Here is a 26,782-nt window from a genome sequence, read left to right as displayed (position 1 = left end):
TCAATATCGACTCGTTCCTCATCGTGTTTTCTTTATCTTAGTAGAATGCCGAAATAGGAAGAGCTGACATGTCCTGTTGTAACTTTGACTGGCCCATACCGTGTGGTCCTGTACGTCGATGAGCAAATTCCCTTGCCGTATTCTAATCTAAAACGAATATTCTTAAAGGACAAGTCATAGTGTAATACAAAATAATAAAGGGAGATGGGGGAGAATGAGCAGAAGAGCTGATGATATTCGGAAGCGAATCAGTAAAAGGCGTAAGCAATATAATTCGAACAAGGAGAGGGTTAGACCTACTCCTTTTATTGAAGATGAATTTGAGTCTCCTGTCTTCGAAGCCGACCCGAAAGACTCCCTTCATCCACTTTTTAATCGTGACATCTTTTTATTTAAAGTCTTTGCATCTGCTGTCCTAGTTTTAGTAATGGCAATAATATTTCAATCAACCTCTTCAAAACTGGATCAGATTAAATTAGGGGTAAAAAAAACGATGGAGAAGGAGTTTCAATTTGCGGCTGTATCTCAATGGTATGAAAATCAATTTGGAAAACCTTTGGCACTGCTTCCTCCTTTAGGAAATGATGGTAAGATAGCTAATACAGGAAAAGAAACGGATTACGCGATTCCGGTATCTGGAAGGATACTAGAGGATTTCTCGATAAATGGTAGAGGGATCATTATGGAAACGGGAACAAATGCCGAGGTTGAAGCAATCACGGGAGGAATCGTCGTATTTGCTGGTCCAAAGGAAGATATTGGCCAAACCGTAATCATTCAACATCCTGACCATTCCGAGACATGGTACGGGATGTTAGAAAAAATTACTGTAAAACCAAAAGAAAAAATAGAGGCAGGGAAAAATGTAGGAATAGTGTCTACAGGAAAAGCAGGGAAGACGGGAGAATTTTATTTTGCTATCAAACAAAACGATAAGTTTATTGATCCTATTCAGGTGATAAAATTTGAATAAATATGGATTGCTCCTAAAAAAAATACAGATTCATCCTCTCTTTTGGGTAGTGGCAGGAATAGCAATTCTTACGGGTTATTTTTGGCAATTGCTTTTCTTGTTTATGATCGTTTTTATTCATGAAATTGGACATGCAGCGGCAGCGGCACATTTTGAGTGGAAAATTAAACGGATTGTAATTTTGCCTTTCGGTGGTATGTGTGAGGTTGACGAACATGGAAATCGTGAAATTGTTGAGGATCTAATTGTCATTTGTGCAGGGCCTGTTCAACATTTAATTATCGCGGCGTTAATACCCGTCCTAGTTATGCTTTCTTTATTGCCAGCTGATGTGGCTACCCAACTATCCTTATATAATTTTATGATACTTATGTTTAATCTTATTCCTGTATGGCCACTGGACGGAGGGAAATTGGTTCAACTCTATCTTTCCACTCGCCATCCATATATAAAAGCTTGTCGTTTATCATTAATGAGTTCTTTTGCTGTATTAATCGCGTTACATGCAATGCTTCTTCTTTTTTATCCATTAAATATTAATATATGGATGATTTTACTTTATTTAGACATCACTTTATGGACTGAATGGAAACAGCAAAGGTATGTTTTTATAAGATTTTTATTAGAAAGACATTATGGGAAAAACATTACCTTTTCTCAACTGCACCCCATCGATGCAAAGGGAGAAGAGTATTTGCATGAAGTTTTAGAAAAGTTTAAACGTGGTTGTAAACATTTAATCTATGTTGGAGAAAATAATAGAAATCTTGGCAAGCTGGATGAAAACGAAATTCTTCATGCGTATTTTACAGAAAAAAGGGTGAGTGCAAAGCTTAAGGACCTGGTATACGATGATTGACTACTCATAAATAGACGGATAAAGTATAAGTAGTGAGAACGACTGGCATTAAGCCAGTTTTATTTTTTTCTTAGCAGGTGAACGAATGTGAAAGTGAATGCTATTTTTATTGATACAAAAACTGCTGAAAAAAGATTTGCGGTAAAAGAAGCAGGGATCGTTACTAGATTTTTTGTTGAACAACCGAGTGATATTTCAGAAGTAGGAAATATATATTTAGGAAAAGTAGAAAGTGTAAAAAAGGGAATGAATGCGGCTTTCGTTAACATCGGTAAGGATAAGAATGGTTTCCTACAGAAGGATCAGCTTCCAGCTTATATTCATTCTACGGATCCGCGTAAAAAAGATATGCCTATTTCGAACTTTATTACAGAGGGTGAAAAGCTCCTTGTTCAAGTTAAAAAGGATGAAACTGGCATAAAAGGCGCTTTATTAACCGCGATTATTGAAATACCTGGTGAAAAGTCCATCTATATGCCTGAAGGTAAATATATTGCAGTATCTAAAAAAGCTGATGAATCATTAAGAAATAAGTGGAGGAAGATTGCCCACAGCCTTAAAGCCGAAAGGGAAGGTTTTATCATCCGCACAGAAGCATTGTCGGGAAGTAAAGAGGATTGGGAGCAAGAGGTTAATCAGCTTAAAGATACATATGCATCCATTAAAAAAATGAAAAATAACGTCAAGGCACCGGCATTACTAATGAAGAAATCGTTGTTTGATGATGAGATCACTCGTGAAATAATGCGTCTTAAAAGTGGTGAGCTTTATTACAATGATAAGGAAGCGTTGGAACGATTAAAAAAATCGCTTCAGAGTATTGATACATTGAATTGGGTCCTTTATTTTCATCAAGATAAGGAAGGGATTTTTTCAAAATACAACCTTGAAAGTGAATTGGAAAAAGCACTAAAGCCGATAGTCTGGTTAAGCAATGGAGCGTATATTGTAATCAATGAAACAGAAGCAGCAGTCGTAATTGATGTAAATACGGGAAAATTTACAGGGAAACAAGCTGTTTCAGAGACGGTTGTTCAAACGAATTTGACTGCTGCAAAGGAAATTGCAAAGCAATTGCGTCTGCGTGATTATAGCGGGATGATTCTAATTGATTTTATTGATATGCAGGCAAATGAAGATAAAAGAAAAGTACAGAATTTATTAGAGGACCTATTAAAAAAAGATCCAAAGCAAACACGTGCTATTGGTTTTACACCACTTGGTATTTTTGAAGTAACTCGAAAGCGGACAAGGAAACCTCTTTCCCAAACATTGAAGACAAAATGCCCTGCCTGTAATGGGACTGGACTTATTGAAAGTCCTGAAACTATTTGCTTTCGATTGGAACGGGAACTTTTCGAAACTCCCGCAGATGGTCATGAGGCTGTTTTGATAGAAATAGATAATAAAACAATGGAAACATTTAAAGGAGAAGGAAATCGTCATCTTATAAGAATAGAGGAGTTTTTACATATGAAAATCTTTTTTAAGGTGATAAAATCTGATATATTCACATATCATATCCGCCAATTTGGAACAGTAGGTGAGATTAAAGCGAAAGCTGTTGACATGCATACTGGCATATGATAGTATTTTCATGTTAGTTTGTAGCACCCGTGCTACAACCGCACAGCTCAGGTATATAAGATTTTGAATCATTCAAAACACATAGTGTTTTAGATTTTAAAACACCTGAATCTGGCGAGTCTTAGTCTATTAAGGAGGTGCAGTTCATGTACGCAATCATTGAAACTGGTGGAAAACAATTAAAAGTTGAAGAAGGCCAAGCAATCTACATTGAAAAGTTGGATGTAACTGAAGGTGAAACATTCACTTTTGACAAAGTTCTTTTTGTTGGTGGCGAAAATGTTAAAGTAGGTAGCCCGTTTGTAGAAGGTGCAACAGTTACAGCTAAAGTTGAAAAACAAGGCCGTGCGAAAAAAATTGTTGTATTCAAATACAAATCAAAGAAAAACTACCACAAGAAACAAGGTCATCGTCAGCCATACACAAAAGTTGTAGTTGAAAAAATCAACGCATAAGGCGGCTGTCTTATGATTTTCGTAAACGTCGAAAAAACGTATGATGGTAAGATCAGATCCTTCACGATGGACGGACACGCTGATTTCGCCGATAAAGGGAAGGATATCGTTTGTGCAGGAGCATCTGCTGTTGCTTTTGGCAGTGTGAATGCCATTATTGCTTTAACTGGTATTGAACCAGAGATTGAGCAGTCAGAGACTGGTTTTTTGAAATGTTCATTTCATACCGAATCGACTGACGAATCCTTTAATCAAGTCCAACTTTTACTTGAAGGTATGATTATTTCTCTTCAAACGATTGAAAGAGATTATCAAGATTATATAAAAATAACCTTTTCATAAACAGGAGGTGGAACAAATGCTAAGATTGGATCTTCAGTTTTTTGCATCCAAAAAAGGGGTAGGTTCTACTAAAAACGGACGTGACTCAGAAGCAAAACGTCTAGGCGCTAAGCGTGCAGACGGTCAATTTGTTTCTGGCGGATCTATTTTATACCGTCAACGTGGAACAAAAATTCACCCAGGTGAAAACGTTGGCCGCGGTAACGATGATACTCTTTTTGCTAAAATCGACGGTGTCGTTCGTTTCGAACGTCTAGGTCGTGACAAGAAAAAAGTAAGTGTTTATCCTAAGGCTCAATAATTAATGAAAAAAGCTCTAACCTTACTACGGGTTAGGGCTTTTCTTTTTTTACATGCCTATTACTAAAAATACTACCTCACATGGCAATATCTGTTATACTATAATAACGATTGAAGTTGGACAGAGAGGAAATAATGATGAATGAATTATTGAATGTAATGAATGTAATGAATGTAATTCAGAATACACGCCATGATTGGTTGAATAAGATTCAGTTAATTAAAGCATATATTTCGTTAGGCAAGCTTGATCAGGCAGAGAGAGTAATAAATGAAATTATTTTGGATACACAAAATGAAGCGAGATTGTCTAACATGAAACTACCCCAATTTGCTGTGATGTTATTAACCCATAATTGGGGAAAATATGCTTTTAAAATTGAATACGAGATTGTGGATAATGTTCGGACGGATTTAGTTGATGATGCGGTATTGACAAATTGGACTCGTAGTTTTTTTGATGAGCTGAATCGTTGCGCAAACCCTCTCTTTGAAAATCATTTGTATATTACATTAGAGCAATTTGATGACCATATTCATTTTCAGTTTCATTACAATGGATTATTAGAAAATTCATCCCAATTAATAGAATGGTTAGCAAATGAAAAAAGTTTTCCCAATGCCATTAAGATTCCAGAAATAACGGATTCAGAAATGGTTATAGATGTTTTTTTCTAATTGGGTCTTTTAGATTGGAGTGTTAAATTTATGTTTGTAGATCAGGTGAAAATATACGTTAAAGGTGGAGACGGTGGAAATGGAATGGTTGCTTTCCGCCGCGAAAAATATGTTCCGATGGGTGGACCCGCAGGAGGAGATGGAGGTAAAGGGGCAAGTGTTATATTTGAAGTCGACGAAGGCTTAAGAACCTTGATGGATTTTAGATATCAACGGCATTTCAAAGCTCCACGCGGTGAACATGGAATGTCTAAAAGCCAGCATGGGAAAGGGGCAGCCGATTTAATTGTAAAGGTGCCTCCAGGAACAGTAGTGACAGATGAAGATACGAAAGAAACAATTGCTGATTTAGTAAATCATGGGCAGAGAGCCGTTATTGCAAAAGGCGGTAGAGGAGGACGTGGGAATATTCGTTTCGCTACTCCAGCAAATCCCGCACCCGAAGTTGCTGAAAACGGTGAGCCGGGACAAGAAAAAAATATTGTACTTGAGCTAAAAGTTTTAGCTGATGTTGGACTTGTAGGCTTTCCGAGCGTCGGTAAATCAACTCTCCTATCTGTAGTTTCCGCCGCAAAACCTAAAATAGCTGAATATCATTTTACAACTATTGTTCCAAACCTCGGGGTCGTTGAAACAGGAGACGGAAGAAGCTTCGTTATGGCCGATCTCCCTGGCTTAATAGAAGGGGCTCACGAAGGAGTTGGCCTTGGACATCAATTTTTGCGTCATATTGAAAGGACAAGGGTCATCGTTCACGTCATCGACATGTCGGCTATCGAAGGCAGGGACCCTTATGAGGATTATTGCACAATTAATCAAGAACTTAAGGAATATAACCTTCGTTTATTAGAAAGACCACAAATTATCGTTGCCAATAAAATGGATATGCCGGAAGCAGAGGCTAATTTGGATGCTTTTAAGGAAAAGCTGGAAGAGGATTACCCGATTTTTCCGATTTCTGCCATTACTAGACAAGGTCTTCGAGAGTTATTATTTGAAATTGCAAACCAACTTGAAAATACTCCTGAATTTCCTCTTCATGAAATAGTAGAAGAAGATGATACAATCAATCGAGTTATGTATAAACATGAAAAACCTCATGATGAATTTTCCATTTCACGGGATCCGGATGGTGGCTTTGTAATTAGCGGAGCCCAAATCGAACGTTTATTTAAAATGACTGATTTTTCACGGGATGAGTCAGTTAGACGATTTGCTCGCCAATTAAGGGCTATGGGGGTAGACGATGCACTGCGTGAAAGAGGAGCAAAAGATGGCGATACGATTCGCTTGTTAGAATTCGAATTTGAGTTTGTCGATTAGTCTTCATTTGAAAGGAAGTAAGTAAAAATGTAATAATTATGCATTTTTATAAAAAGGTTTATTTGTGTCTAGCTCCAACGCCTATGGACTAGCAAACTTCATGTCCTTTGAGTTTGCGAAAGTCAACATCGACTCGTACTTCGTCGAATTTTCTTTATCTCAGTTAATGGCCAAAAAAGGAACGTTGACAGACCCACAAATTGTGGGTCTGTGCGTCGATGTGCAAGGCGTTTACACTTTTCTATTAGGGGGATAGGTAGTGGGGAAAAAAGAATACGATCAAAAGTTTTTTTTAGTGCGAGAGGATGTACTTCCAGAAGCTATGAAAAAAACCTTGGAAGCAAAAGAACTAATTGAACGTGGGAAATCTGATTCTGTTTGGGATGCTGTCCAGCAAGTGGATTTAAGCCGTAGTGCTTTTTATAAATATAGAGATACTGTTTTTCCATTTCATTTAGTCGTAAAAGAAAAAATTATCTCTTTATTTTTTTTCCTTGAGGATAAACCGGGCGCACTTTCCAAACTACTCAGTACGGTGGCTGCCAATTCCTGCAATGTATTAACAATCCACCAAACAATTCCCTTGCAAGGACGTGCAAACGTTACATTGTCACTGGATATAACGAATATGTCTAGGGATATTGAGGAGTTACTAGTAAGCTTAAGGAGACTGGAGTTTGTCGATAAAGTAGAAGTTCTAAGCTCTGGCGGTTGAAAAAGAGACCTGGTATTGGAGGGCACTGAAAAACTTGTTTTTCAGGAGAATTAAGTACTTGTACAAAAAAAAGACTTTTAAATTCAAATCATGAATCTAAACGTCTTTTTTTTGTTAATTGGGAATCGTTATTTCCCAAAAAAAATAGAATATGTTTGTTTGATGGGCTAGACGGACACCCTCCGGTTTTCTAAGAATCCATCAATATCCCAGCGGCTTTTAAAGCTGCTTCTGCTTTTTTTATTGCCTCTTCACTTGATGCCGTTAATGTATGCAAATGGATGCCTAAAGTTAATTCTGCCAATAAGGACGCATTTGTTTCTTTTATTTTTTCAAGAAACGTTTGTACCTCCTGTCTATTTGCTACCATAATAGATGCAGTAAGATCCCCATAAACAGGATGTTCTACTTTCACGTCTTTTACCGTTACCCCATGATCTACAATAATATTTAACTCTTCTTCTGCTTGTTCACGAGTATGGAGACAAGCGATTGTTTTTTCGAATATTTGATTGACAGGATTCATATTCATATACATATATCCTTGACTTGTCGCAATAATTGGCTCGTCCTTAGCCTTCAGTAAAGTAATATCTCCCACGATGACTTGTCTACTCACATTCGCAATTTGCGATAGCTTACTTCCAGTTATAGGTGTCTGGCTATTTTTTAAAATGGAAAGCAGCATTTCTCTCCGCGCATCACCATGTAATTTTTTTGTTTCTTCTTCCATTACTCTTCCTCCGTTCCAACATCTATATGTAAATAATACCATAATTTGAAAATCATTATTAAAGATACGATCTTTCTGTTTTACTAGTTACTCGAGCATAAAATAGGTTAAATTATCATAAGTTTTTGTGAAGATTATTAGCAAATTGCCTATACATTCATACACTATATGGACTTATGTCTGAGGAGGGGAAATGTGTGAAAATCCATATTGCGCAAAAAGGAGAAACTCTTTGGAAAATTGCAAAAAAATATGGAGTGAATTTTGAAGAGTTAAAAAAGATGAATGCCCAATTATCAAATCCAGATATGATCATGCCTGGCATGAAAATAAAAGTGCCTGGTGGAGCTGCAGTTAAAGAACACCATGTGCCGCCCAATATTCCTCCTAATATTCCGCACCATGTACCGAAGGAAATGCCAAAAGTAGAAAATATTCAAAAGAAGGAGGTTCCGGTTCCAATCGTGCAACCCAAAAAAGAGATTCCGGTTCCAATCGTCCAGCCAACAAAGGAGATTATTAAAGAGGTTCCAAAAGAAAAGCCATACCCAATTTATCAACCTGTAATGCCACAGCCACTGCCTGAAATCGACATTAGTAATTACTATATGATGAATATGCAACAAATGCAGACTCAAGTACAAGAAATGCCAAAAGAGGAAATTCCGGTACAAATGCCAGTCATGCCGGTTCAGCAACCAGTCATGCCTGTCCAACAGCCAGTATACAATTACTGTTATCCTGTCATGCCAGTTTGTGATCCTTGCTATAATCCGTATATCTATGGGTATCAACCACAAATGATGCCACAAGTTCAAGGAGCGATGGTGCAGCCGATGGCGGTTCAACCTGCTGCAATGCCTGGAGTTCCAACTACTGGATATATAGCAGGAGTTCCACATTGGCATGATGAATCATCTAGTCATCCAGGAATGTATGGAAAAATGGATAGCTCGGACCATTATGGCCATGCGCCTGGAGCAGTGATGCCAGCAGCCCAACCAGCTGTACCTTATCCAAGTTATCAAATGCCTTACTCTCAAGTACCCGTAACAGGAGGATATCCGGTCATGCCTGGCGTAGCTCCTGCTTATACAAGCGCAGGAGTACCGGGAGATTGTGGATGTGGAGGTGGAGGGACCCCATACTATGCGTCATATCCGTACATGAGGCAAGCAATTGCACCTCCAATGCAACCATTTGGTTCAGTAATGCCATCAGATCAAGCTAATGCATATGCGATGCCAGTCCGTCATGATGAAGGAAATGCAGATGAATAAACGCTATTTAAAGGATCGAGACGGATTGAATGACCGTCTCCTTCTTTTTATGAAAAAAAACACTGGCCTTCCGTTTAATCACATACAACAAATAAAACATGGAGTTTGGCTATTATCCACAAGCCATGACATTTGGGTACTTAAAGAGTTTCCTTCCAAATATAAATTATCCGTTCAAATTGCCTTTACGAAAGAATTAAAGGAAATAGGATTTACCAAAACCTATTCTTTTTTTCCTAAGATATTTAACATGGAGGATCGCATTTACGGACTTTTGCAGTATATTGAGTCAAGTGATAAAAGCTCTTTTCAATATGACAGCGATGAAAATATAGAAACTGCCCTTGACACAATCACTTACTTTCACACAGCGACAAGTAAGTTCGTTCCTTCTTTCATAGAATATATACCAATCTTTAAGCAACTTTCAAAATGGGAAAAGAGACTAGTTGATTATTATACATGTATCAATTTACATAGATTTAATCCTGCGTACTCACATTTGAAAAGGCTTGCGCAATATGGATCATGGGCACTACAGCAAATGAATGAGCATATGTCTTATTTTGAAAAAAAACCTTACTGTATTATTCATGGAGACGTGGCAAGTCATAACTTTATAAAAAATAAAAATGGAGTATTATACATGATTGATTTTGACTTAATCAGTATTGCTCCACCTCATATTGACATCTTGCAATTTTGTAATCGGATATTACCTTCCTTGGAGTGGAATGAAGAGCGTTTATTTCATTTTGAAAAATTAAGACATCTGCAACATGTTCGACCTTTTTTAGCCGCACTCGTTTATCCAACAGATATTTTTAGAGAATGGATTTTTTACTCTAATGTCAATATAGAAGAACAATCAAAAAAGTGGAACTATATACAAAAACTGACATTCAAGCAATATAAAGAAAGGCAGGCATTTTATGAAAGAATTATGAAAAAAATAGAAAAGTAGGAGTCATTATGATATTGCAGCTATGCTAATTGGAGTGGAAATCAACTTACAACAATCTTAACAATCATAATGAATACTAAAAATATCGGATATTCTTGTTAAAAAATGGGTACTCTAAGCTTAGAAAGGAAATCAATCTAAAGCTATAGAGGTGATCCGTATGAAGTTTATCGCCATGCTGCTTATGCTTTATACGATGTTTATTGGCGGAAATAGTCCTTACAAGAATGCAATGGGACAAATAGTTAAAACAGATGACGGGTCAAAAGCGGAAAATCACATAAATCATAACTTAGTTGGCGAAGACCCACTTTTATTAAATGTTGTATTAAAACGAAAATATTTGGATGGCGAGGTTAGTGAAGAAACTGTTCATGAGACCATCTGGGCACTTGAGGATTTTTGGGCAAAATATGAAACTTGGCAGCTTGTAGATATGGATGAAGACAAATTAGTATTTGAAACGATGGTTGATGATATTTCACCACTCCTAAAAATTAATGGCTTTTTTGGTCTAACACAGGATGGGACATTATCCATCTTTAATGGGAATCCCGATCAGGCAGATATTATCCAATCTTTTTTTCAAATAGATATCAAGAAATTAGAAGGAAAGAAGCATTTACAGCTCAAGCAAGGGATACCGGTAAAGACTAAAGAAATATATACAGAAGTATTGGAAACGATGAAACAATATTCATTAGAAAAACAAAAAGAGAAGAAGCCAAATTAATGGCTTTTTCTCTTTGAACATTGATAAATTGGATAAGTTGTAGATATCTTTAGGGAGGTAGTCCCCGTTTAGCGCAAGAGGCTATTAACTAGTAAACTTCTTGTTCTATCCCGCATGTTAATTCAACATCGACTAAAATCTGTCGCGTCTTGTGAAAACATCGATGAACAGCCACGTCCGCCTTTAATCATAATTAACGATTATAAAATGGATTTTCATCTTCTTCATATTCTTTCTCGAGCATCTTTTTCGAGCCAAACATAGAATTTCTTAAATCATTTTGTTCCAAATTGGTTTGTTCTTCATCAAGCAACCCTTCTTCAGAATGGTCCAACAAGTTATAGTCAGGGGGGAAATGACGTTCAACGGCATGTTTTCTTTCAGAAATATTTTCTGAAGTTAAAACCCCTGTTCTTCCTTCATCATATTCACTATCTACAAGAACAAGAATTTTTCCACCTTCTACTTCCTTAGCATATTGTTCGACATCGTAACGAGTCATCCCAATTCCGAGCAGATAATCTGAATAAGCAGAGTATTCACTAGAGTTTCCTGTAAAAAACGATTTTAATTCATTCCAAAAACTACGATTTTCTTCTTCCGTTATGTTATGATCGACTGCCACTCCTGACTTTTCCTCAATCAATCTTGTTTCATAATCATCATGGGCAATAACGTAAAGGTGGCTTTTATCAATTCCATCTTGCTTCATAGAATCAATCGTACGAAGAGCCTCGAAACTCGATGCGAAAACACCAACAACATTTTTTTTCAGCATGTCGAATTCCTCCTAAAAAGAAGTATGGACTTTTTTTGATAGGATAAGGGACATAAAGTGGTAGTCATTGTTGAATTAATAATACCCAAAAAAATGATTCACGAAACATGAATCATAAAGAACATATGTTTTTTTATATAAGTAGAGATGAATTTTATGGTACAATGATGGATAGCATGAAAGAGGAGAGAAGGCATTGTACGAATACATAAAAGGCACTGTAGAGTATACAGGCCCTGAATTTGTCGTCATTGAGAATAATGACATTGGTTATCAGATTCTGACTCCTAATCCGTATGTTTTTTCCAGCAAGAAAGGAATTCAGACGATTATTTATACATACCAACATGTACGTGAAGACATTATCGCGTTATATGGTTTCCCCACAGTAGAAGAAAAGTTACTGTTTCGTAAATTAATCGGCGTATCAGGTATTGGACCAAAAGGCGCATTAGCTATCCTTGCTTTTGGTGAACCATCGCAAGTTATTCGTGCCATTGAAAACGAAGATGAGAAATTCCTAGTCAAATTCCCAGGAGTCGGAAAAAAAACGGCTAGACAAATGATTCTTGATTTAAAAGGAAAATTACATGATGTATTAGGTGACGAGGAACAACATCTTCCAAAGGAAAATATTAAATCAATTTCTTCCGATAAAGTAATAGGCGAGTCGTTAGAGGAAGCGCTCCTTGCCCTTTCTGCCCTTGGCTACTCGGATCGTGAACTGAAGAAAATTGCTCCGAAATTACAAGATAAAGAAATGACAACGGATCAATATATTAAACAAGCATTGCAGATGCTAATGATGTAATAGAAGGGATGTAGAAAGAATGGAAGAAAGAGTTCTGTCAAGCGAAGTGATTAGTAATGATCTTTCTTTCGAGCAAAGTCTCCGCCCGCAAAGATTGTCTCAATATATTGGTCAAGATAAAGTGAAGAGTAACTTGGCTGTATTTATTGAAGCTGCAAAAATGAGAAAGGAAACACTGGACCATGTCTTATTGTATGGTCCTCCAGGCCTCGGAAAAACTACATTAGCTGTTGTTATTGCGAATGAAATGGGTGTAAATGTTAGAACTACTTCAGGCCCAGCGATCGAACGACCTGGAGATCTTGCTGCTATTTTGACATCACTTGAGCCAGGTGAAGTATTGTTCATAGATGAAATTCATCGATTGCCACGGGCGATTGAAGAAGTATTATATCCTGCAATGGAGGATTACTGCCTTGATATTGTAATCGGCAAAGGACCAGAATCTAGGTCAGTAAGACTGGATTTACCACCGTTTACTTTAGTAGGCGCCACAACTCGTGCAGGGGCTGTTTCAGCGCCACTTCGAGATCGTTTTGGTGTTTTGAGTAGACTAGAATATTATAATCAGGAGCAATTAACAGATATCGTAGTAAGGACCGCACAAATTCTAGATACTGATATTGATTGGAACGCTGCAGTTGAAATTGCAAGAAGATCTCGGGGTACTCCTAGAATCGCCAATCGACTTCTTAGACGTGTACGGGATTTTGCACAAGTAAGAGCAAACGGTATTATTACACTTACTCTTGCGGATGAAGCGCTTGAACTTTTACAAGTGGACCGACTTGGATTGGATAATATAGATCATAAACTCCTAAAGGGTATGATTGAAAGATTTAGAGGTGGTCCGGTTGGTATTGATACAATTGCTGCCAGTATTGGCGAGGAACCCTCTACTATAGAGGATGTTTATGAACCGTACTTGTTGCAAATAGGCTTTTTGCAAAGGACGCCTAGGGGAAGAGTCGTAACACCTTCAGTGTACGCTCATTTTAAGTTGGAGGCCCCTAATCAATGAATGGTGTGTCCAAGCTGCTAATGTTTATTGGTGGAGCTATTTTTCTAATTGGTTTTGTTATTCAATTTATAAAAATAGGGAAACTACCTGGTGATATCGTTATTAAAAAGGGAAATACAACATTTTTCTTTCCAGTAATGACCTCCATCATAATCAGTATTCTTTTAACACTAGTTTTGTACATCGTAGGGAGGCTTGGAAAATGAAAGTTGAGATGTTTGATTTTGAATTGCCTGAAGAATTAATTGCTCAAGTTCCACTTGAAAATCGAGCATCTAGCCGTTTGATGGTTCTTGATAAAAAAACAGGTGAAACGAAACATGATAATTTTAATCATATCTTGAAATACTTACAGAAGGGTGACTGTCTCGTATTGAATGATACGAAAGTGCTACCTGCCAGATTGCTTGGCTCTAAGCCTGATACAGGGGCAAAAATTGAAGTTCTATTGCTTAAACAAGTCGACGGCGATAAGTGGGAAACGCTTGTCAAACCCGCGAAGAGAGTAAAAAAAGGAACAACTATTTCATTTGGAGATGGAAAACTAGAAGCAATTTGTATCGATGAACAAGAACACGGAGGAAGAATTCTCGAATTTCACTACGATGGCATATTTTATGAAATTCTTGATTCACTTGGAAAAATGCCTTTGCCCCCTTATATTAAAGAACAGCTAGAAGATCAGGATCGCTATCAAACGGTTTTTGCAAAAGAACGAGGCTCGGCTGCTGCACCTACAGCAGGGCTACATTTTACAAAAAAATTGTTAGAAGAAATTGAGAATCGAGGAATTAACATCGCCTTTATCACACTACATGTTGGTCTTGGTACATTTAGGCCCGTAAGTGTTGAAAACATTGAAGAACATGATATGCATTCGGAGTACTATAGTATTTCGGAAGAAACGGCCTCTCTGCTAAACGAGGTAAAAGAACAAGGTGGTCGCATCATTTCAGTTGGTACGACTTCAACAAGAACTTTAGAAACGATTGTAGAAAGTAATGGGCATTTTAAAGCTGGCAGTGGTTGGACAGATATTTTTATTTATCCCGGCTATACATTTAAGGCGATTGATGGAATGATCACAAATTTTCATTTGCCGATGTCCACATTAATAATGCTTGTCAGTGCTTTAGCTGGACGAGATCACGTAATAAATGCATATAATGAAGCTGTTACAGAGCGATATCGTTTCTTTAGTTTTGGAGATGCAATGTTAATTATATAGGATATATAGAAAGGGAATGAATTGCTTGACTGCGATAACATACGAATTGATAAAAACATGTAAGCAAACTGGCGCTCGCCTCGGGATCATTCATACACCCCATGGATCATATGAAACGCCAATGTTTATGCCTGTAGGAACGCTCGCTACTGTTAAAACGATGTCTCCGGAAGAATTAAAGGAAATGGGAGCTGGTGTAATCCTTAGCAATACATATCATCTATGGCTTCGTCCTGGGCATGATATTGTCAAAGAAGCGGGTGGTCTCCATTCATTTATGAACTGGGACCAGGCGATCCTAACAGATTCAGGCGGCTTTCAAGTGTTTTCATTAAGTGATTTTAGAAAAATTGAAGAAGAGGGTGTGCATTTTCGCAATCATTTAAACGGAGATAAGTTATTTTTATCACCTGAAAAAGCGATGGAAATTCAAAACGCCCTTGGTTCAGATATTATGATGGCTTTTGATGAATGTCCGCCATTTCCTGCTACACATGAATATATGAAAAAATCAGTGGAGCGTACGTCACGCTGGGCGGAAAGATGCTTAAAAGCTCATAAGCGACCTGAGGATCAAGGACTGTTTGGCATTGTCCAAGGTGGGGAATACGAAGATTTAAGAACACAAAGTGCAAAAGATTTAGTTTCATTAGATTTTCCAGGCTATGCGATTGGTGGATTGTCGGTCGGTGAACCAAAAGATGTAATGAATAGAGTGTTGGAATTTACTACACCACTTTTACCAAGTGATAAACCAAGATACTTAATGGGTGTCGGTTCTCCGGATTCGTTAATTGATGGAGCTATTCGTGGAGTCGATATGTTCGATTGTGTATTACCAACGAGAATAGCTAGAAACGGAACATGTATGACAAGTAATGGCAGATTGGTTATTAAAAACGCTGCATTTGCAAAGGATTTTGGACCTCTTGATGAAAATTGTGATTGTTATACTTGTAGAAATTACTCTCGTGCTTATATAAGGCATTTAATAAAATGTGACGAAACGTTCGGAATTAGACTTACGACTTACCATAATTTATATTTTCTGTTAAAATTGATGAAGCAAGTCAGGAATGCGATTAAAGAAGATCGTCTTGGTGACTTCAAAGAAGAATTTTTTGAGCGATATGGATTCAATCTTCCAGACGCGAAAAATTTCTAATAACTTTAGACATAAAGGAGGGAATGATAAAGTGGAAACGTTAATAGGATTATCGCCGTTTATTTTGATGTTTGTATTGTTTTATTTCTTACTAATAAGACCAAACCAAAAGAGACAAAAAGCGGTTCAAAACATGCAAAGTAGTTTGCAAAAAGGGGACAAGATCGTTACAATTGGCGGGCTTCATGGTATTGTTGATGCAATAGATGATGGAAAAGTCGTCATTAAATGTGGCGATGGAAGTAGGCTTACATATGATCGTGCTGCTGTTCGTGATGTTGTAGAGTCTGTAGGCGGAAATTAATAATTAATAAAAGAAGCTGTCAGTGTTGGCAGCTTCTTTTTATTATTTAGTGAAATGTTTAAAGGGGAAGTCATCGCACTTTCAATTGAGTCTCGCTCAGGAAAGTAGTTGTTGTATTGATGCTCTTACAGGAATGAAAGTCACCCATGGTTGTATTGAAGCCCTAAGGAGTACTAATTTCGTTGTTAAAGGTTATCAATCTTTAGGATGGAATTCCTAAGTCCGATGATCTCAAAGACAAAAGGTCTTCCATCCTTTTAGTGCTTACTTATTCAATGTCAAGGTAAGAATGCCAGTCCCTTTAGTAATAACAAAGAAACAACAAAGATCATCCATTAGCTAATGGTTTGCTCTTTTTTAATTATGAACAGGACCGGATAATATATTTACGCCTAGCACTCCTCCCATCATTGCCGTTAAAATATAGCAAATATGGTATATTAGCTGTTCGAATGTAAAAACAGTACTGTGACCTAAATATTGGTACAAAAAAATAAGTAGACTGTAAACGAGTCCCGTTGTACCTCCTATTAACCAACCTTTTTGTTTACCTTTTCCCCCACAAACGAAACCACCTGCAAATACCGAGAAAAAAGAAATAATTGTGATAAGCAAGTTAATTGATTTTTCCTGGGTATCAGTAAATTGTAGGATGAGGGAAAATATCATACTTGTCATAACACCTAAAAGTAAAATAGCAATAACCCCAGATAATATAGATATTCCGAATTTTTTTGCTTCTATACGTATACACTCCTTCCATTTTCCACTACTGACCTATCTCTGTACATGCTTATTCATTTACTTCGTTTTTAGAATGTTTTTTCCACAATTTTTCTCATTTAATAGGACATACTAAAAATTGTGTAATGAAGAGGAGGAAAAAGAATGGAAAAATTCATTATCATTATTTTACGAACAATTCTCTTGTATGGGGTCATCCTTGTTATTTTCAGGATAATGGGTAAGCGAGAAATTGGTGAGCTAAGCGTATTGGATTTAGTTGTATTCATCATGCTTGGTGAAATGGCAGTTATCGCAATTGAACAACATACAGATCCTATATTTAATACGATCGTTCCGATGGCAGTACTTTTAGTCATCCAATTGTGTATGGCCTTTTTATCTTTAAAAAGTAGAAAGTTTAGACGTATCATTGATGGAAAGCCATCTCTAATCATCAGTAAAGGCGAAATTGATGAAAAAATGATGAAGAAGCTTCGTTATAATTTTGACGATTTGCTCATGCAGCTTAGAACGAAAGATATAACGAACATTGCCGATGTTGAATTCGCAATACTTGAAACCTCTGGAGAGTTATCGATTATAAAAAAATCAAATAAAAAGAAACCGGCTACTTATACGCTTCCTATTATATTAAATGGAAAAATACAACAAGAACATTTAGGAGAAATACAAAAAGATGAGGCTTGGCTTAGAAAAGAACTATCTGACCGTGGTCATCATGAAATTAACCAAATATCTTTTTGTAGCTTTCAAGATGGAAAGTTTTTTATAGATTATTTCGATGATCCGAAATAACCAATCTATCGAATAAAACGATTTATGAAAGGAATCCTTAATAAATCACTTTTTGTTAATAAATTAAACAAAATAGAGAAAAAAAGATACGTTATAGTGGTGATGCTGATTCCTAACAGAAGACGAACTAATTCTGGACTTTCTATTAATGTAGTTTTATAACAAATTGTTCCGGCTATCCCTGCAAACAAAGTGGCGATAATAAATTTTCCATAGTCCCAAAAGTATATGGAAAATTGTATTTTTTTCAGGACTGTTGCGAAATGAAGCATCGTAACTAGAACGGTTCCGGCGGCAATTCCAAGAGCAGCCCCATTGATTCCGAATTGCGGCTGAGAAGCAAGTGCAAAAATAACTGCAATTTTTAATACTGCGCCAATAAGACTATTGATCATAGCAGCCTTTGCTAAATCCAATGCTTGTAGAATGGCTTGAAGGGGTCCTTGATAATAATGGAATATAAAAAAAGGAGCCATTAATTTAATAAATCCATAGCCATTTGGTGAGCCATACATTAAAGTCATGAGGGGTTCGGCAAATATATACAGCACAACAACAGCTAGTCCACCTGTAAGAAGAGCAAACCTTAATGCTTGCTGTAGTCGGTGCTCGACAAGCTTATAATTTCGATATGCATTTGCTTCACTAATGGCCGGAACAAGTGATGTTGAAAGCGAATGGGTAATAAAGGAAGGCAGCATAAGTAAAGGTAATGCAAATCCGGTCAACAACCCATATTGCTTCGTTGCAACCCCAGCAGCAATTCCAGCAATAAGTAAACTATGAGAGACAACAATTGGCTCAAAAAACCATGCAAGTGATCCAATCATTCTGCTTCCGGTAGCAGGCAAAGCTACTTCCATTAATTCACTTAACGTTTTTCTACCAGCTTTTACAGATTTAAAAAAGTTTTTTCGTATAGGGAATTTCTTCTTTACTTTAAACATCATAAATAAATAGGCGAGGGATGCCAATTCCCCAAGTACGGATGCACCCATGGCGGCAGCAGCGGCGTATTCAATCCCCATTGGTAGAAATTTTTTGGCGAAAAATGCAATTAATGCAATCCGCACAACTTGCTCGATTACTTGGGAATTGGCGGCAGGCTTCATGTTTTGTTTTCCTTGGAAATATCCCCGAATAACAGATGAAACAGCCACTATTGGTATTATTGGGGATATTGCTACTAATGGATAATACGTTCTAGGATCTGTAAAAAGAGCTTTGGATAAATAAGGAGCCATTAAAATTAGAGCTGGTGTAAAAATAATGGATAAGCTACCTGTTACAGCTAGGGAAACAGCAAGTATTTTTTTTATTTTTTTTCTATCTCCTCTTGCTTCTGCTTCCGCGACTGCCTTTGATATGGCGACAGGCAATCCCATTTGCGTTAAAGTAATGACAAGAATAAGGGTAGGAAAAGACATCATAAATAAACCTACACCTTCTGCACCAATCATTCTTGCAATTACAATTCTATTGATGAATCCAAGAAGTCTTGTTATTAATCCAGCAGCCATTAAAATAATGGTTCCTCTTAGAAACTTAGTCATTTTTGTCCCTGCCTTCTCAAATCACTATCAATCGATTACAATGAAGTATATGCAGGGATGTGGACAAAGCATGACAAGTTGTCAGAGATCGTTTAGAAAATATTTGAAAGGCGGTTAAATCATGGACTCTTCTCATCATCCTTATGATTCATATTTACATATGTTATCACCTGTACTTACTAGTAAAGCAGAAGAATTTGCCGTACTAGGATATGGTGAAGTAAAAATGGAAGACATTTGGACTTTTTTGACGAAAAAAAAGTGGAGAAAACCTAAAGAGGGGATTAGGATTTACGAATTAGTTTCAGATGTTTTATCGATGAAGGTTGGAGAGTTTATGAATTTTGCCACGGTCGAAGCTTTTAAATCTCCAGATTGGTTTTCGGAATTAGATAGTGAGGAATTGCAAGAGTTATTAGTGCCGAAAGATAAATAGTGATGCATTGACACTGCTTTTTAACTGATTCATAATGAGAAAAGGTTAACTTACATTTGGGAAAAAACGTAATACTTAATGCATACGTTCAATGTTCAACATTGGCAAGGGGGAACTATAGTTAATGGTTAAAAGAAGCAGAATTGTCGCCTTTTTTCTTATCATTATATTAATGGCAAGTTTAATTGGGACTACAACAAATCCTATTATTAAAAAAATTAAGCTAGGACTGGACCTTCAAGGTGGTTTTGAAGTTCTTTATGATGTAACGGCAGTTAATAAAAATCAAAAAATCGATAGAGATACTCTTGTACATACAACGGAAGCTCTAAATAATCGTATCAACGTCATTGGTGTAAGTGAACCAAGTATCCAGATAGAAGGTACTAATCGTATAAGGGTTCAGTTACCAGGAGTCGAAGACCAAAATCAGGCTCGTGAAACGCTTGGAACTACAGCAACTCTTTCATTTCGAGATGTCAATGACAATCTTATGCTTTCTGGTACGGATTTAAAGCAGGGCGGGGCAAAAGCAACCATTTCTTCTAGAAATAATCAACCTATTGTATTAGTTGAAATAAAAGATAGAAAGAAATTTCGAGATGTAACGAAGAAGATTGTTGATATGGCTCCAAATAACCAGTTAGTTATTTGGTTGGATTTTGAAGAAGGCGTAGATTCTTACAAAGATGCCGTAGCCAATGGAAATACAAAAATGCTTTCGGCACCAAATGTTAATGAAGTATTTAATACAACAGAAGTTTCAATAGAGGGACATTTTACACAAAAAGAAGCCGAGAACCTTGCAAATCTTTTAAATGCTGGTGCACTTCCAGTTAAGTTAACTGAAGTGTATTCAACATCAGTTGGTGCTCAGTTTGGTGAACAAGCACTTAATAAAACAATAGAAGCAGGGATTTTAGGAATTGCGATTATTTTTCTATTCATGCTTGCTTATTATCGTTTCCCTGGGGTTATAGCAGTAATTACTCTTTCCATTTACATTTACTTAATTCTGCTAATTTTTGATTTAATGAATGGTGTATTGACCTTGCCAGGTATTGCCGCCTTAATTTTAGGGGTCGGTATGGCGGTGGATGCTAATATTTTAACCTACGAGCGGATTAAGGAAGAAATTAAGGTAGGACGATCGATTAAGTCTGCTTTTGAAGCTGGGAATAAATCGTCCTTTGTTGCGATTTTAGATGCAAACATTACAACACTACTGGCCGGGGTTGTTTTATTCTATTTTGGGACAAGCTCTGTCAAAGGGTTTGCAACAATGCTCATCATTAGTATATTAATGAGCTTTTTAACAGCTGTATATGGTTCTAGACTTTTACTTGGTTTATGGGTGAACAGCCGTTTCCTTAAAGATAAGCCAGGTTGGTTTGGGGTAAAACGTTCTAGTATTTTTGCCCTATCGGACAACATGACAACTCATGATCTTCCGACACGTTTTGATAAGTTTGATTTTGTAAAACATCGAAAAAAATTCTATGTATTCTCTACAATTTTAATATTGAGTGGAGCAATCATATTAGGAATTTTTAGATTGAATTTAGGAATAGATTTTTCAGCTGGAACAAGAGTAGATATTAATGCTGGAAAGACTTTAACGTCGGAAGAGGTAAAATCTGAACTCACTGAAATAGGGTTCCCAACAGATGATATCGTACTAGCTGGAGCTAATAATGAAATTGGTATTGCACGTTATAAAGGTGTTTTCAACAAGACAGAAATTGCTAAATTGAAAACACATTTTACCGATAAATATGGTTCAGAACCTAACGTAAGCACCGTGTCTTCAACGGTTGGGAAAGAACTAGTGAAAAATGCTTTGTATGCTTTGTTATTTGCAGCAATCGGAATTATTATTTACGTGTCTTTCCGATTTGAATATGCTATGGGACTAACTTCTGTACTTGGTCTATTACATGATGCATTTTTTATCCTCGCTTTCTTTAGTTTAACAAGGCTAGAAGTAGACTTGACCTTTATCGCTGCAGTATTAACCATTGTTGGTTATTCCATAAACGATACAATCGTTACCTTTGACCGGATTCGAGAAAACATGACGGCCAAAAAACGTTTAAAAACGGAACAAGATATTGCTGACGTTGTAAATAAGGGCTTACGTCAAACATTAACCCGTTCTATCAACACTGTATTGACAGTCATCATTACTGTAGTTGCATTGCTAATACTAGGAAGTGAATCGATTCGAAATTTTGCAATTGCATTATTAGTGGGGCTTCTAGCCGGAACGTATTCTTCCATCTTCATTTCCGCGCAGTGGTGGTACGATTTAAAAGTGAAAGAGCTTAGGAAAAAGGGACCGATCAACACTGTGAAAGAGAAAAAGAAATGGTCCGATGAGCCACAAGTATAAAGAAAAGCGCAAGCGCCTCGTTTATCGACGTACAAACTTCTAGGCCTTTGAATGAGATAAAGGAAACACAATAAGCCTACAGGGCGAATTGATGTTGACTTATCGTAGGGAAAAGGACAGGAAGTTTGCTAGTCGATAGGCGCTGGAGCTGGACAAAGAAATAACCAAACCGCAGAACATTCTGCGGTTTTTTTTGCCGGTAAAGTCGAATACTAATTTATGCAAAGATATATGGAAAAAAGGAGTACAACAATGAAGCAGGATGATCGTTTTAAACAAGCGGAATTTGCAGCATGGTTAGGGATCATTGTTAATATTATTTTAACGATCGTAAAAGGATTCATCGGTTTGAAAGCTAATAGTAAGGCACTAATCGCGGACGCTGTCCATTCTGCATCTGATATAGCAGGATCGCTAGCGGTTTATATAGGACTTCGTGCTGCAAAAAGGCCACCAGATGAAGATCATCCTTACGGGCATGGAAAAGCTGAATCCATTGCTGCAATTATCGTTGCTGTCATCCTTTTCTTGGCAGGGTTGCAAATTGGAAAATCGTCCATTACTGCTTTATTTACAAAAATCGAAGTACCAGGTGGTATTGCTATATATGCCGTTATTTTTTCTATAGTTGTGAAAGAGGCACTCTTTCAATATAAATATCGTTTAGGGAAAAAATTAAACAGTGCTGCGTTAATTGTTAATGCATACGAACATAGGTCAGATGTATATTCTTCAATCGCCGCTTTAATAGGAATTGGGGCGTCCATTATTGGGAAAAAAATCGATGTTCACTGGCTAGAGTTTGGTGATCCAATAGCGGGTGTGATTGTTTCCATCCTTGTATTAAAGATGGCTTGGAAACTTGGATCAGATTCGATTCATAATACTTTGGATCATGTTCTTCACGAAGAAGATACGACTGACTTTAGGGAGTTGGTGGCATCTGTACATGAAGTAAGAGAAATTGGTGAACTTCATGCGAGAGAACACGGATATTATGTTATCATAGACTTAAAAATATCAGTTGATCCTAACATAACGGTGAAGGAAGGACATGAAATTGGTAAAAAGGTAAAATCCAAACTTATGGAGCATCCAAACGTCCATGATGTTTTTGTTCATATTAATCCTGATCATCCGGATGAAAGAAGGAATGAAAGTTTTTAACTTTAAGTTATGTTAGTTAGAGAGGTGTACCAATGTTATATCCTAAAACGAGATGGATTGTTCAAGATAAGAATGATCAAATCGCTAAAGAGCTTGCAGAGCAATTAAATATCGCCCCACTTTTAGCTTCGTTGCTTATAAATCGTGGGTTAAATGACGTTAACAAGGCAAAAAGTTTTTTATATACAGATAATGTCGAATTTCATAATCCTTTTTTATTCGAAGATATGGAGAAAAGTGTTAATCGAATTAAGTATGCTATTGAAACAAATGAGCCGATATTGATTTTCGGTGATTACGATGCTGATGGCGTTACTAGTACTTCAGTTATGATGGATATTCTTACAAAAATGAATGCCAATGTTTCATATTACATACCTAATCGTTTTACTGAAGGATATGGGCCTAATGAAAATGCCTTCAGGGAGGCATGGGATCGTGGTATAAAACTAATCATTACTGTGGATACCGGGATTTCCGCTGTAAACGAAATAAAGCTTGCAAATGATCTTGGTATGGATGTGATCATCACGGATCACCATGAACCTGGAAATATACTTCCTGAAGCATTTTCCATTATCCATCCCAAACTTCCTCATTCTAATTATCCATTTTCAGAACTTGCTGGTGTTGGAGTTGCGTTTAAGCTTGCTCACGCTATTTATGGTGAACTTCCTGAAGAATTGCTTGATCTTGTTGCCATGGGAACAATCGCTGATCTTGTGCCATTGCATGGAGAAAATCGTCTTCTAGTGAAGTCTGGATTGGAAAAATTGACCCATACTACTCGTCTTGGTCTTCAAGCATTGTGTAAGATATCTGGAACAAAATTATCGGAAATTAATGAAGAGACAGTTGGATTTGCAATTGGACCAAGATTAAATGCCGCGGGGCGAATGAATCATGCTGCTCCAGCGGTGGAATTATTAAGGACTACAGATATTGACATGGCCGAGCAACTTGCTGAAGAAATAGATCTCATGAACAAAGACCGGCAACAATATGTTACCGAAATAACGAATGAAGCAGTTGCGATGGTTGAAAGAGATTTTCATCCTAATGAAAATAACGTTATTGTTATTGGAAAAGAAGGATGGAGCGCAGGTGTAATTGGAATAGTTGCTTCTAGACTAGTAGATCGCTTTTATAGACCAGTCATCGTTTTAAGCTATGATAACAATACTGGGTTAGCAAAAGGCTCTGCTCGCAGTATTCTTGGATTTGACCTATATAAAAATTTGTCTGCCATGTCCCACTTACTTCCTCACTTTGGAGGACATCCTATGGCTGCTGGTATGACATTAAATATTGAGGATGTTGATCTTTTACGTCAAAAATTAAATGAAGCTTGTGGAAATCAGCTATCAGCAGAAGATTTTATCCCTGTTACTGAATTGGATGCATCATTAGACATAGATGAAATTAATATTGAAGCAATCGCCCAATTAGACTTACTCGCTCCATACGGAATGGGAAATCCAAAGCCAAAAGTAATAATCCAAAGTATTGTTGCTAACGATGTAAGAAAAATTGGTGCAAATAAGAACCATTTAAAAGTTACTTTAGAAAAGGATGGAAATAAGCTTGATGGAGTTGGATTTAATATTGGCCATTTAGCAGATGACATTTCACCGGATGCAAAGGTATCCGTTATTGGAGAACTTTCCATTAATGAATGGAATAATATGAGAAAGCCACAAATTATGATGAAAGATTTAGCCATTCATGAATGGCAGTTGTTTGATATTCGTGGCAATAAGCAATTAGATATAGCTGACCCTATGAAGCTGTTCATTATTTTTTCTGAGAAAAATATGAATAACTTTAACGACAGCCACAATATTTTAGTGGTTAGAAATAAAGAGGATGCTAGCAAATTAGATATTAATGGGAGACAAATTATATTGTTTGATTTGCCTCAAGAATTAGACATATTAGATTGCCTCATTCGAGGGAAGTCACCGGATCGTATTTATGCGCATTTTTATCATGAAGAATCACAATTTTTTTCTATTTTACCAACAAGAGATCATTTTAAATGGTATTACGCATTTCTTTTAAAACGCCAAACGTTCGATGTAAACAAATTTGGACAAGGTCTAGCAAATCATCGTGGTTGGTCAATAGAAACAGTTAAGTTTATGTCACAAGTGTTTTTTGAATTAAATTTTGTTACAATAGAGGATGGATTAATTCATATCAATCCAGAAAAGCAGAAAAAAGATTTATCAGATTCACCAATATACCGACAAAAACAAGAACAAATAATGGTGGAAAAATTACTATTGTTTTCATCGAATGAAGAATTAAAATCGTGGTTCGATGAAAGGGTGGCACATACAGTGTCAAATGAGGAGGAAGCAAGCGCATGGATTTAAAACAATTTATTACAATCGTTCCTGACTGGCCGAAGGAAGGGATCATTTTTAAGGATATAACGACTTTGATGGACCACGGTGAGGCATATCATTATGCTACTGACCAAATCGTAGAATATGCAAAGGAAAAGAAAATCGATCTTGTTGTCGGTCCTGAAGCTAGAGGATTTATTATTGGATGTCCGGTGGCGTATGCATTAGGCCTTGGGTTTGCACCTGTACGAAAAGAAGGGAAGCTACCGCGAGAAACAATAAAAGCGGTATATGGGAAGGAATATGGGAAAGATGCCCTTACTATACATAAGGATGCAATCAAACCTGGACAGAGAGTGTTGATCACAGATGATTTATTAGCGACCGGTGGAACAATTCAAGCTACAATAGAGCTAGTTGAAAAACTTGGCGGTGTTGTTGCAGGAATTGCATTTCTTATTGAATTATCTTACCTAAATGGAAGAGAAAATTTAGAAGGCTATGACATTTTATCACTAATGACTTTCTAATTTTTTCATTACGCGAAATTTACAATAATGTATGCTCAATATAGTAAGGCTGTCCCAAAACCTGTAATTAAACGGTTTGTCGAGGGCAGCTTTGCTATTTGTTTTATTTTGTCAATTTATCTCATACTATGTCTAGCTCCAGCGCATATCGACTAGGAATCTTCTTGTCCTTGTTCCTACGATAAGTCAACATCGATTCGCCTTTAAGGCTCATCGTGTTTCCTTTATCTCAGTCAAAGGCCATGAAGTTTATACGTCGATAAGCAAGGCGCTAACGCTTTTCCTTGTCTAGCTCTAGGCGCCATCGGCTCGAGGTCAAATAACCTGATACGCTAAAATTCAAAGATCGACTTTTGCGTATTAGAACATTTGCTTGTCGACGATTAGCAGGCGCCTTTCGCTTTTCCATGTCTAGCTCCAGGCGCCTATCGACTAGTAAACTTCTTGTCCTTTTCCCTACGATAAGTCAACATCGATTCGCCTTTAAGGCTCATCGTGTTTCCTTTATCTCAGTCAAAGGACCTGAAGTTTATACGTCGATAAGCAAGGCGCTTACGCTTTT

Annotated in this window: 27 protein-coding genes, 1 pseudogene and 1 other annotated feature; of the genes and pseudogenes, 24 read left to right on the top strand and 4 right to left on the bottom strand. The window is 37.0% G+C overall.

What is annotated here, in order from left to right; genetic code table 11:
• Nucleotides 1-214: 214 nt before the first annotated feature.
• The 9 genes from KHA93_RS09070 to KHA93_RS09030 all read left to right on the top strand — a co-directional run bounded on the left by KHA93_RS09070 (nucleotide 215) and on the right by KHA93_RS09030 (nucleotide 7,232).
• Entirely contained in the window at nucleotides 215-973 is a 759-nt protein-coding gene (locus KHA93_RS09070) for a M23 family metallopeptidase (RefSeq protein WP_213110448.1), read from the top strand.
• The gene (locus KHA93_RS09065) at nucleotides 966-1,832 is read left to right on the top strand and encodes a M50 family metallopeptidase (protein WP_213110447.1); all 867 of its coding nucleotides are present in this window, start codon (nucleotides 966-968) and stop codon (nucleotides 1,830-1,832) included. The genes KHA93_RS09070 and KHA93_RS09065 overlap by 8 nt, the downstream gene beginning before the upstream one ends.
• An 87-nt stretch (nucleotides 1,833-1,919) precedes the next feature.
• Nucleotides 1,920-3,419, top strand: a complete 1,500-nt coding sequence (locus tag KHA93_RS09060) for an Rne/Rng family ribonuclease (RefSeq protein ID WP_349772271.1) — start codon at nucleotides 1,920-1,922, stop codon at nucleotides 3,417-3,419.
• A gap of 26 nt (nucleotides 3,420-3,445) precedes the next feature.
• Nucleotides 3,446-3,551: a sequence feature (ribosomal protein L21 leader region), on the top strand.
• A 14-nt stretch (nucleotides 3,552-3,565) separates the two neighbouring features.
• Nucleotides 3,566-3,874 carry a 50S ribosomal protein L21 gene (gene rplU, locus KHA93_RS09055; RefSeq protein ID WP_213110446.1) on the top strand — a complete coding sequence of 103 codons (309 nt, stop codon included), beginning with the start codon at nucleotides 3,566-3,568 and terminating at the stop codon, nucleotides 3,872-3,874.
• A 12-nt stretch (nucleotides 3,875-3,886) separates the two neighbouring features.
• Nucleotides 3,887-4,216, top strand: coding sequence for a ribosomal-processing cysteine protease Prp (locus tag KHA93_RS09050; protein ID WP_213110445.1), 330 nt, complete (start codon nucleotides 3,887-3,889; stop codon nucleotides 4,214-4,216).
• A 16-nt stretch (nucleotides 4,217-4,232) separates the two neighbouring features.
• Nucleotides 4,233-4,517: a 50S ribosomal protein L27 gene (gene rpmA, locus KHA93_RS09045; RefSeq protein WP_213110444.1), complete on the top strand. Its 285-nt coding sequence runs from the start codon at nucleotides 4,233-4,235 to the stop codon at nucleotides 4,515-4,517.
• A gap of 134 nt (nucleotides 4,518-4,651) precedes the next feature.
• Nucleotides 4,652-5,194, top strand: a complete 543-nt coding sequence (locus KHA93_RS09040; protein ID WP_213110443.1) for a Spo0B C-terminal domain-containing protein — start codon at nucleotides 4,652-4,654, stop codon at nucleotides 5,192-5,194.
• Between the two features lie 30 nt (nucleotides 5,195-5,224).
• A complete protein-coding gene (gene obgE, locus KHA93_RS09035) occupies nucleotides 5,225-6,517 on the top strand; it encodes a GTPase ObgE (RefSeq protein WP_213110442.1) in 1,293 nt (430 codons plus the stop codon).
• A gap of 259 nt (nucleotides 6,518-6,776) precedes the next feature.
• A complete protein-coding gene (locus tag KHA93_RS09030; protein ID WP_213110441.1) occupies nucleotides 6,777-7,232 on the top strand; it encodes an ACT domain-containing protein in 456 nt (151 codons plus the stop codon).
• Nucleotides 7,233-7,422: 190 nt separating this feature from the next.
• Here KHA93_RS09030 and KHA93_RS09025 read toward each other — a convergent pair whose 3' ends face one another.
• Nucleotides 7,423-7,965, bottom strand: a complete 543-nt coding sequence (locus tag KHA93_RS09025; RefSeq protein ID WP_213110440.1) for a transcription repressor NadR — start codon at nucleotides 7,963-7,965, stop codon at nucleotides 7,423-7,425.
• Nucleotides 7,966-8,162: 197 nt separating this feature from the next.
• Between KHA93_RS09025 and safA the strand changes: the two are divergent.
• The 3 genes and pseudogenes from safA to KHA93_RS09010 all read left to right on the top strand — a co-directional run.
• A pseudogene (safA, locus tag KHA93_RS23840) lies at nucleotides 8,163-8,313 on the top strand (SafA/ExsA family spore coat assembly protein); the annotation flags it as partial.
• 924 nt (nucleotides 8,314-9,237) lie between these two features.
• Nucleotides 9,238-10,209 carry a phosphotransferase gene (locus KHA93_RS09015; RefSeq protein ID WP_213110438.1) on the top strand — a complete coding sequence of 324 codons (972 nt, stop codon included), beginning with the start codon at nucleotides 9,238-9,240 and terminating at the stop codon, nucleotides 10,207-10,209.
• A 160-nt stretch (nucleotides 10,210-10,369) separates the two neighbouring features.
• The gene (locus KHA93_RS09010) at nucleotides 10,370-10,942 is read left to right on the top strand and encodes an intercompartmental signaling factor BofC (protein ID WP_233711468.1); all 573 of its coding nucleotides are present in this window, start codon (nucleotides 10,370-10,372) and stop codon (nucleotides 10,940-10,942) included.
• A 193-nt stretch (nucleotides 10,943-11,135) separates the two neighbouring features.
• Here KHA93_RS09010 and KHA93_RS09005 read toward each other — a convergent pair whose 3' ends face one another.
• On the bottom strand, nucleotides 11,136-11,720 hold the full coding sequence (locus KHA93_RS09005; protein ID WP_213110437.1) for a general stress protein: 585 nt from the start codon (nucleotides 11,718-11,720) through the stop codon (nucleotides 11,136-11,138).
• 196 nt (nucleotides 11,721-11,916) lie between these two features.
• On the opposite strand from KHA93_RS09005, the gene ruvA reads away from it, so the two are divergent.
• From ruvA to yajC, 6 genes are read left to right on the top strand one after another with little or no spacing between them, the layout of a single operon-like run.
• Entirely contained in the window at nucleotides 11,917-12,531 is a 615-nt protein-coding gene (gene ruvA / locus KHA93_RS09000; RefSeq protein ID WP_213110436.1) for a Holliday junction branch migration protein RuvA, read from the top strand.
• Between the two features lie 19 nt (nucleotides 12,532-12,550).
• Nucleotides 12,551-13,552 carry a Holliday junction branch migration DNA helicase RuvB gene (ruvB, locus tag KHA93_RS08995; protein WP_213110435.1) on the top strand — a complete coding sequence of 334 codons (1,002 nt, stop codon included), beginning with the start codon at nucleotides 12,551-12,553 and terminating at the stop codon, nucleotides 13,550-13,552.
• Entirely contained in the window at nucleotides 13,549-13,758 is a 210-nt protein-coding gene (locus KHA93_RS08990) for a DUF2905 domain-containing protein (RefSeq protein ID WP_213110434.1), read from the top strand. Before ruvB ends, KHA93_RS08990 begins: the two co-directional genes overlap by 4 nt.
• Entirely contained in the window at nucleotides 13,755-14,780 is a 1,026-nt protein-coding gene (gene queA / locus KHA93_RS08985; protein ID WP_213110433.1) for a tRNA preQ1(34) S-adenosylmethionine ribosyltransferase-isomerase QueA, read from the top strand. The genes KHA93_RS08990 and queA overlap by 4 nt, the downstream gene beginning before the upstream one ends.
• A gap of 25 nt (nucleotides 14,781-14,805) precedes the next feature.
• Nucleotides 14,806-15,945: a tRNA guanosine(34) transglycosylase Tgt gene (gene tgt, locus KHA93_RS08980; protein WP_233711466.1), complete on the top strand. Its 1,140-nt coding sequence runs from the start codon at nucleotides 14,806-14,808 to the stop codon at nucleotides 15,943-15,945.
• Between the two features lie 31 nt (nucleotides 15,946-15,976).
• Complete coding sequence (gene yajC, locus KHA93_RS08975; protein WP_213110431.1) at nucleotides 15,977-16,249, top strand: preprotein translocase subunit YajC; 273 nt, start codon at nucleotides 15,977-15,979, stop codon at nucleotides 16,247-16,249.
• Nucleotides 16,250-16,606: 357 nt separating this feature from the next.
• Here the strand turns inward: yajC and KHA93_RS08970 are convergent, their stop codons facing one another.
• A complete protein-coding gene (locus KHA93_RS08970) occupies nucleotides 16,607-16,966 on the bottom strand; it encodes a TIGR04086 family membrane protein (RefSeq protein ID WP_349772346.1) in 360 nt (119 codons plus the stop codon).
• 171 nt (nucleotides 16,967-17,137) lie between these two features.
• Between KHA93_RS08970 and KHA93_RS08965 the strand changes: the two genes are divergently transcribed.
• The gene (locus KHA93_RS08965) at nucleotides 17,138-17,791 is read left to right on the top strand and encodes a DUF421 domain-containing protein (RefSeq protein ID WP_213110430.1); all 654 of its coding nucleotides are present in this window, start codon (nucleotides 17,138-17,140) and stop codon (nucleotides 17,789-17,791) included.
• Between the two features lie 5 nt (nucleotides 17,792-17,796).
• Here KHA93_RS08965 and spoVB read toward each other — a convergent pair whose 3' ends face one another.
• On the bottom strand, nucleotides 17,797-19,344 hold the full coding sequence (gene spoVB / locus KHA93_RS08960) for a stage V sporulation protein B (protein ID WP_213110429.1): 1,548 nt from the start codon (nucleotides 19,342-19,344) through the stop codon (nucleotides 17,797-17,799).
• A 121-nt stretch (nucleotides 19,345-19,465) separates the two neighbouring features.
• On the opposite strand from spoVB, the gene KHA93_RS08955 reads away from it, so the two are divergent.
• From KHA93_RS08955 to KHA93_RS08935, 5 genes are all read left to right on the top strand, one after another.
• Nucleotides 19,466-19,780, top strand: a complete 315-nt coding sequence (locus KHA93_RS08955) for a post-transcriptional regulator (RefSeq protein ID WP_233711096.1) — start codon at nucleotides 19,466-19,468, stop codon at nucleotides 19,778-19,780.
• Between the two features lie 124 nt (nucleotides 19,781-19,904).
• On the top strand, nucleotides 19,905-22,172 hold the full coding sequence (gene secDF / locus KHA93_RS08950; protein WP_213110428.1) for a protein translocase subunit SecDF: 2,268 nt from the start codon (nucleotides 19,905-19,907) through the stop codon (nucleotides 22,170-22,172).
• A 252-nt stretch (nucleotides 22,173-22,424) separates the two neighbouring features.
• Nucleotides 22,425-23,339 carry a cation diffusion facilitator family transporter gene (locus tag KHA93_RS08945; protein WP_213110427.1) on the top strand — a complete coding sequence of 305 codons (915 nt, stop codon included), beginning with the start codon at nucleotides 22,425-22,427 and terminating at the stop codon, nucleotides 23,337-23,339.
• Nucleotides 23,340-23,371: 32 nt separating this feature from the next.
• A complete protein-coding gene (recJ, locus tag KHA93_RS08940; protein WP_213110426.1) occupies nucleotides 23,372-25,717 on the top strand; it encodes a single-stranded-DNA-specific exonuclease RecJ in 2,346 nt (781 codons plus the stop codon).
• Complete coding sequence (locus tag KHA93_RS08935; protein WP_213110425.1) at nucleotides 25,708-26,220, top strand: adenine phosphoribosyltransferase; 513 nt, start codon at nucleotides 25,708-25,710, stop codon at nucleotides 26,218-26,220. Before recJ ends, KHA93_RS08935 begins: the two co-directional genes overlap by 10 nt.
• Nucleotides 26,221-26,782 lie beyond the last annotated feature (562 nt).

Origin of the sequence: Lederbergia citrisecunda (genome assembly GCF_018343695.1) — a bacterium.
Lineage (GTDB): Bacteria > Bacillota > Bacilli > Bacillales > Bacillaceae_C > Lederbergia > Lederbergia citrisecunda.
The sequence above is the reverse complement of the archived record's forward strand: the minus strand, read 5'-3'. Positions and strand labels throughout refer to the sequence as shown.

Excerpts from the sequence above, each read along its gene's own strand:
- KHA93_RS09070 (WP_213110448.1), top strand. The coding sequence starts at position 215 with ATGAGCAGAAGAGCTGATGATATTCGGAAGCGAATCAGTAAAAGGCGT.
- rplU (WP_213110446.1), top strand. The coding sequence starts at position 3,566 with ATGTACGCAATCATTGAAACTGGTGGAAAACAATTAAAAGTTGAAGAA.
- KHA93_RS09050 (WP_213110445.1), top strand. The coding sequence starts at position 3,887 with ATGATTTTCGTAAACGTCGAAAAAACGTATGATGGTAAGATCAGATCC.
- rpmA (WP_213110444.1), top strand. The coding sequence starts at position 4,233 with ATGCTAAGATTGGATCTTCAGTTTTTTGCATCCAAAAAAGGGGTAGGT.
- KHA93_RS09040 (WP_213110443.1), top strand. The coding sequence starts at position 4,652 with ATGATGAATGAATTATTGAATGTAATGAATGTAATGAATGTAATTCAG.
- obgE (WP_213110442.1), top strand. The coding sequence starts at position 5,225 with ATGTTTGTAGATCAGGTGAAAATATACGTTAAAGGTGGAGACGGTGGA.
- KHA93_RS09025 (WP_213110440.1), bottom strand. The coding sequence starts at position 7,965 with ATGGAAGAAGAAACAAAAAAATTACATGGTGATGCGCGGAGAGAAATG.
- KHA93_RS09015 (WP_213110438.1), top strand. The coding sequence starts at position 9,238 with ATGAATAAACGCTATTTAAAGGATCGAGACGGATTGAATGACCGTCTC.
- KHA93_RS09010 (WP_233711468.1), top strand. The coding sequence starts at position 10,370 with ATGAAGTTTATCGCCATGCTGCTTATGCTTTATACGATGTTTATTGGC.
- KHA93_RS09005 (WP_213110437.1), bottom strand. The coding sequence starts at position 11,720 with ATGCTGAAAAAAAATGTTGTTGGTGTTTTCGCATCGAGTTTCGAGGCT.
- ruvB (WP_213110435.1), top strand. The coding sequence starts at position 12,551 with ATGGAAGAAAGAGTTCTGTCAAGCGAAGTGATTAGTAATGATCTTTCT.
- KHA93_RS08990 (WP_213110434.1), top strand. The coding sequence starts at position 13,549 with ATGAATGGTGTGTCCAAGCTGCTAATGTTTATTGGTGGAGCTATTTTT.
- queA (WP_213110433.1), top strand. The coding sequence starts at position 13,755 with ATGAAAGTTGAGATGTTTGATTTTGAATTGCCTGAAGAATTAATTGCT.
- KHA93_RS08965 (WP_213110430.1), top strand. The coding sequence starts at position 17,138 with ATGGAAAAATTCATTATCATTATTTTACGAACAATTCTCTTGTATGGG.
- spoVB (WP_213110429.1), bottom strand. The coding sequence starts at position 19,344 with ATGACTAAGTTTCTAAGAGGAACCATTATTTTAATGGCTGCTGGATTA.
- KHA93_RS08955 (WP_233711096.1), top strand. The coding sequence starts at position 19,466 with ATGGACTCTTCTCATCATCCTTATGATTCATATTTACATATGTTATCA.
- secDF (WP_213110428.1), top strand. The coding sequence starts at position 19,905 with ATGGTTAAAAGAAGCAGAATTGTCGCCTTTTTTCTTATCATTATATTA.
- KHA93_RS08945 (WP_213110427.1), top strand. The coding sequence starts at position 22,425 with ATGAAGCAGGATGATCGTTTTAAACAAGCGGAATTTGCAGCATGGTTA.
- recJ (WP_213110426.1), top strand. The coding sequence starts at position 23,372 with ATGTTATATCCTAAAACGAGATGGATTGTTCAAGATAAGAATGATCAA.
- KHA93_RS08935 (WP_213110425.1), top strand. The coding sequence starts at position 25,708 with ATGGATTTAAAACAATTTATTACAATCGTTCCTGACTGGCCGAAGGAA.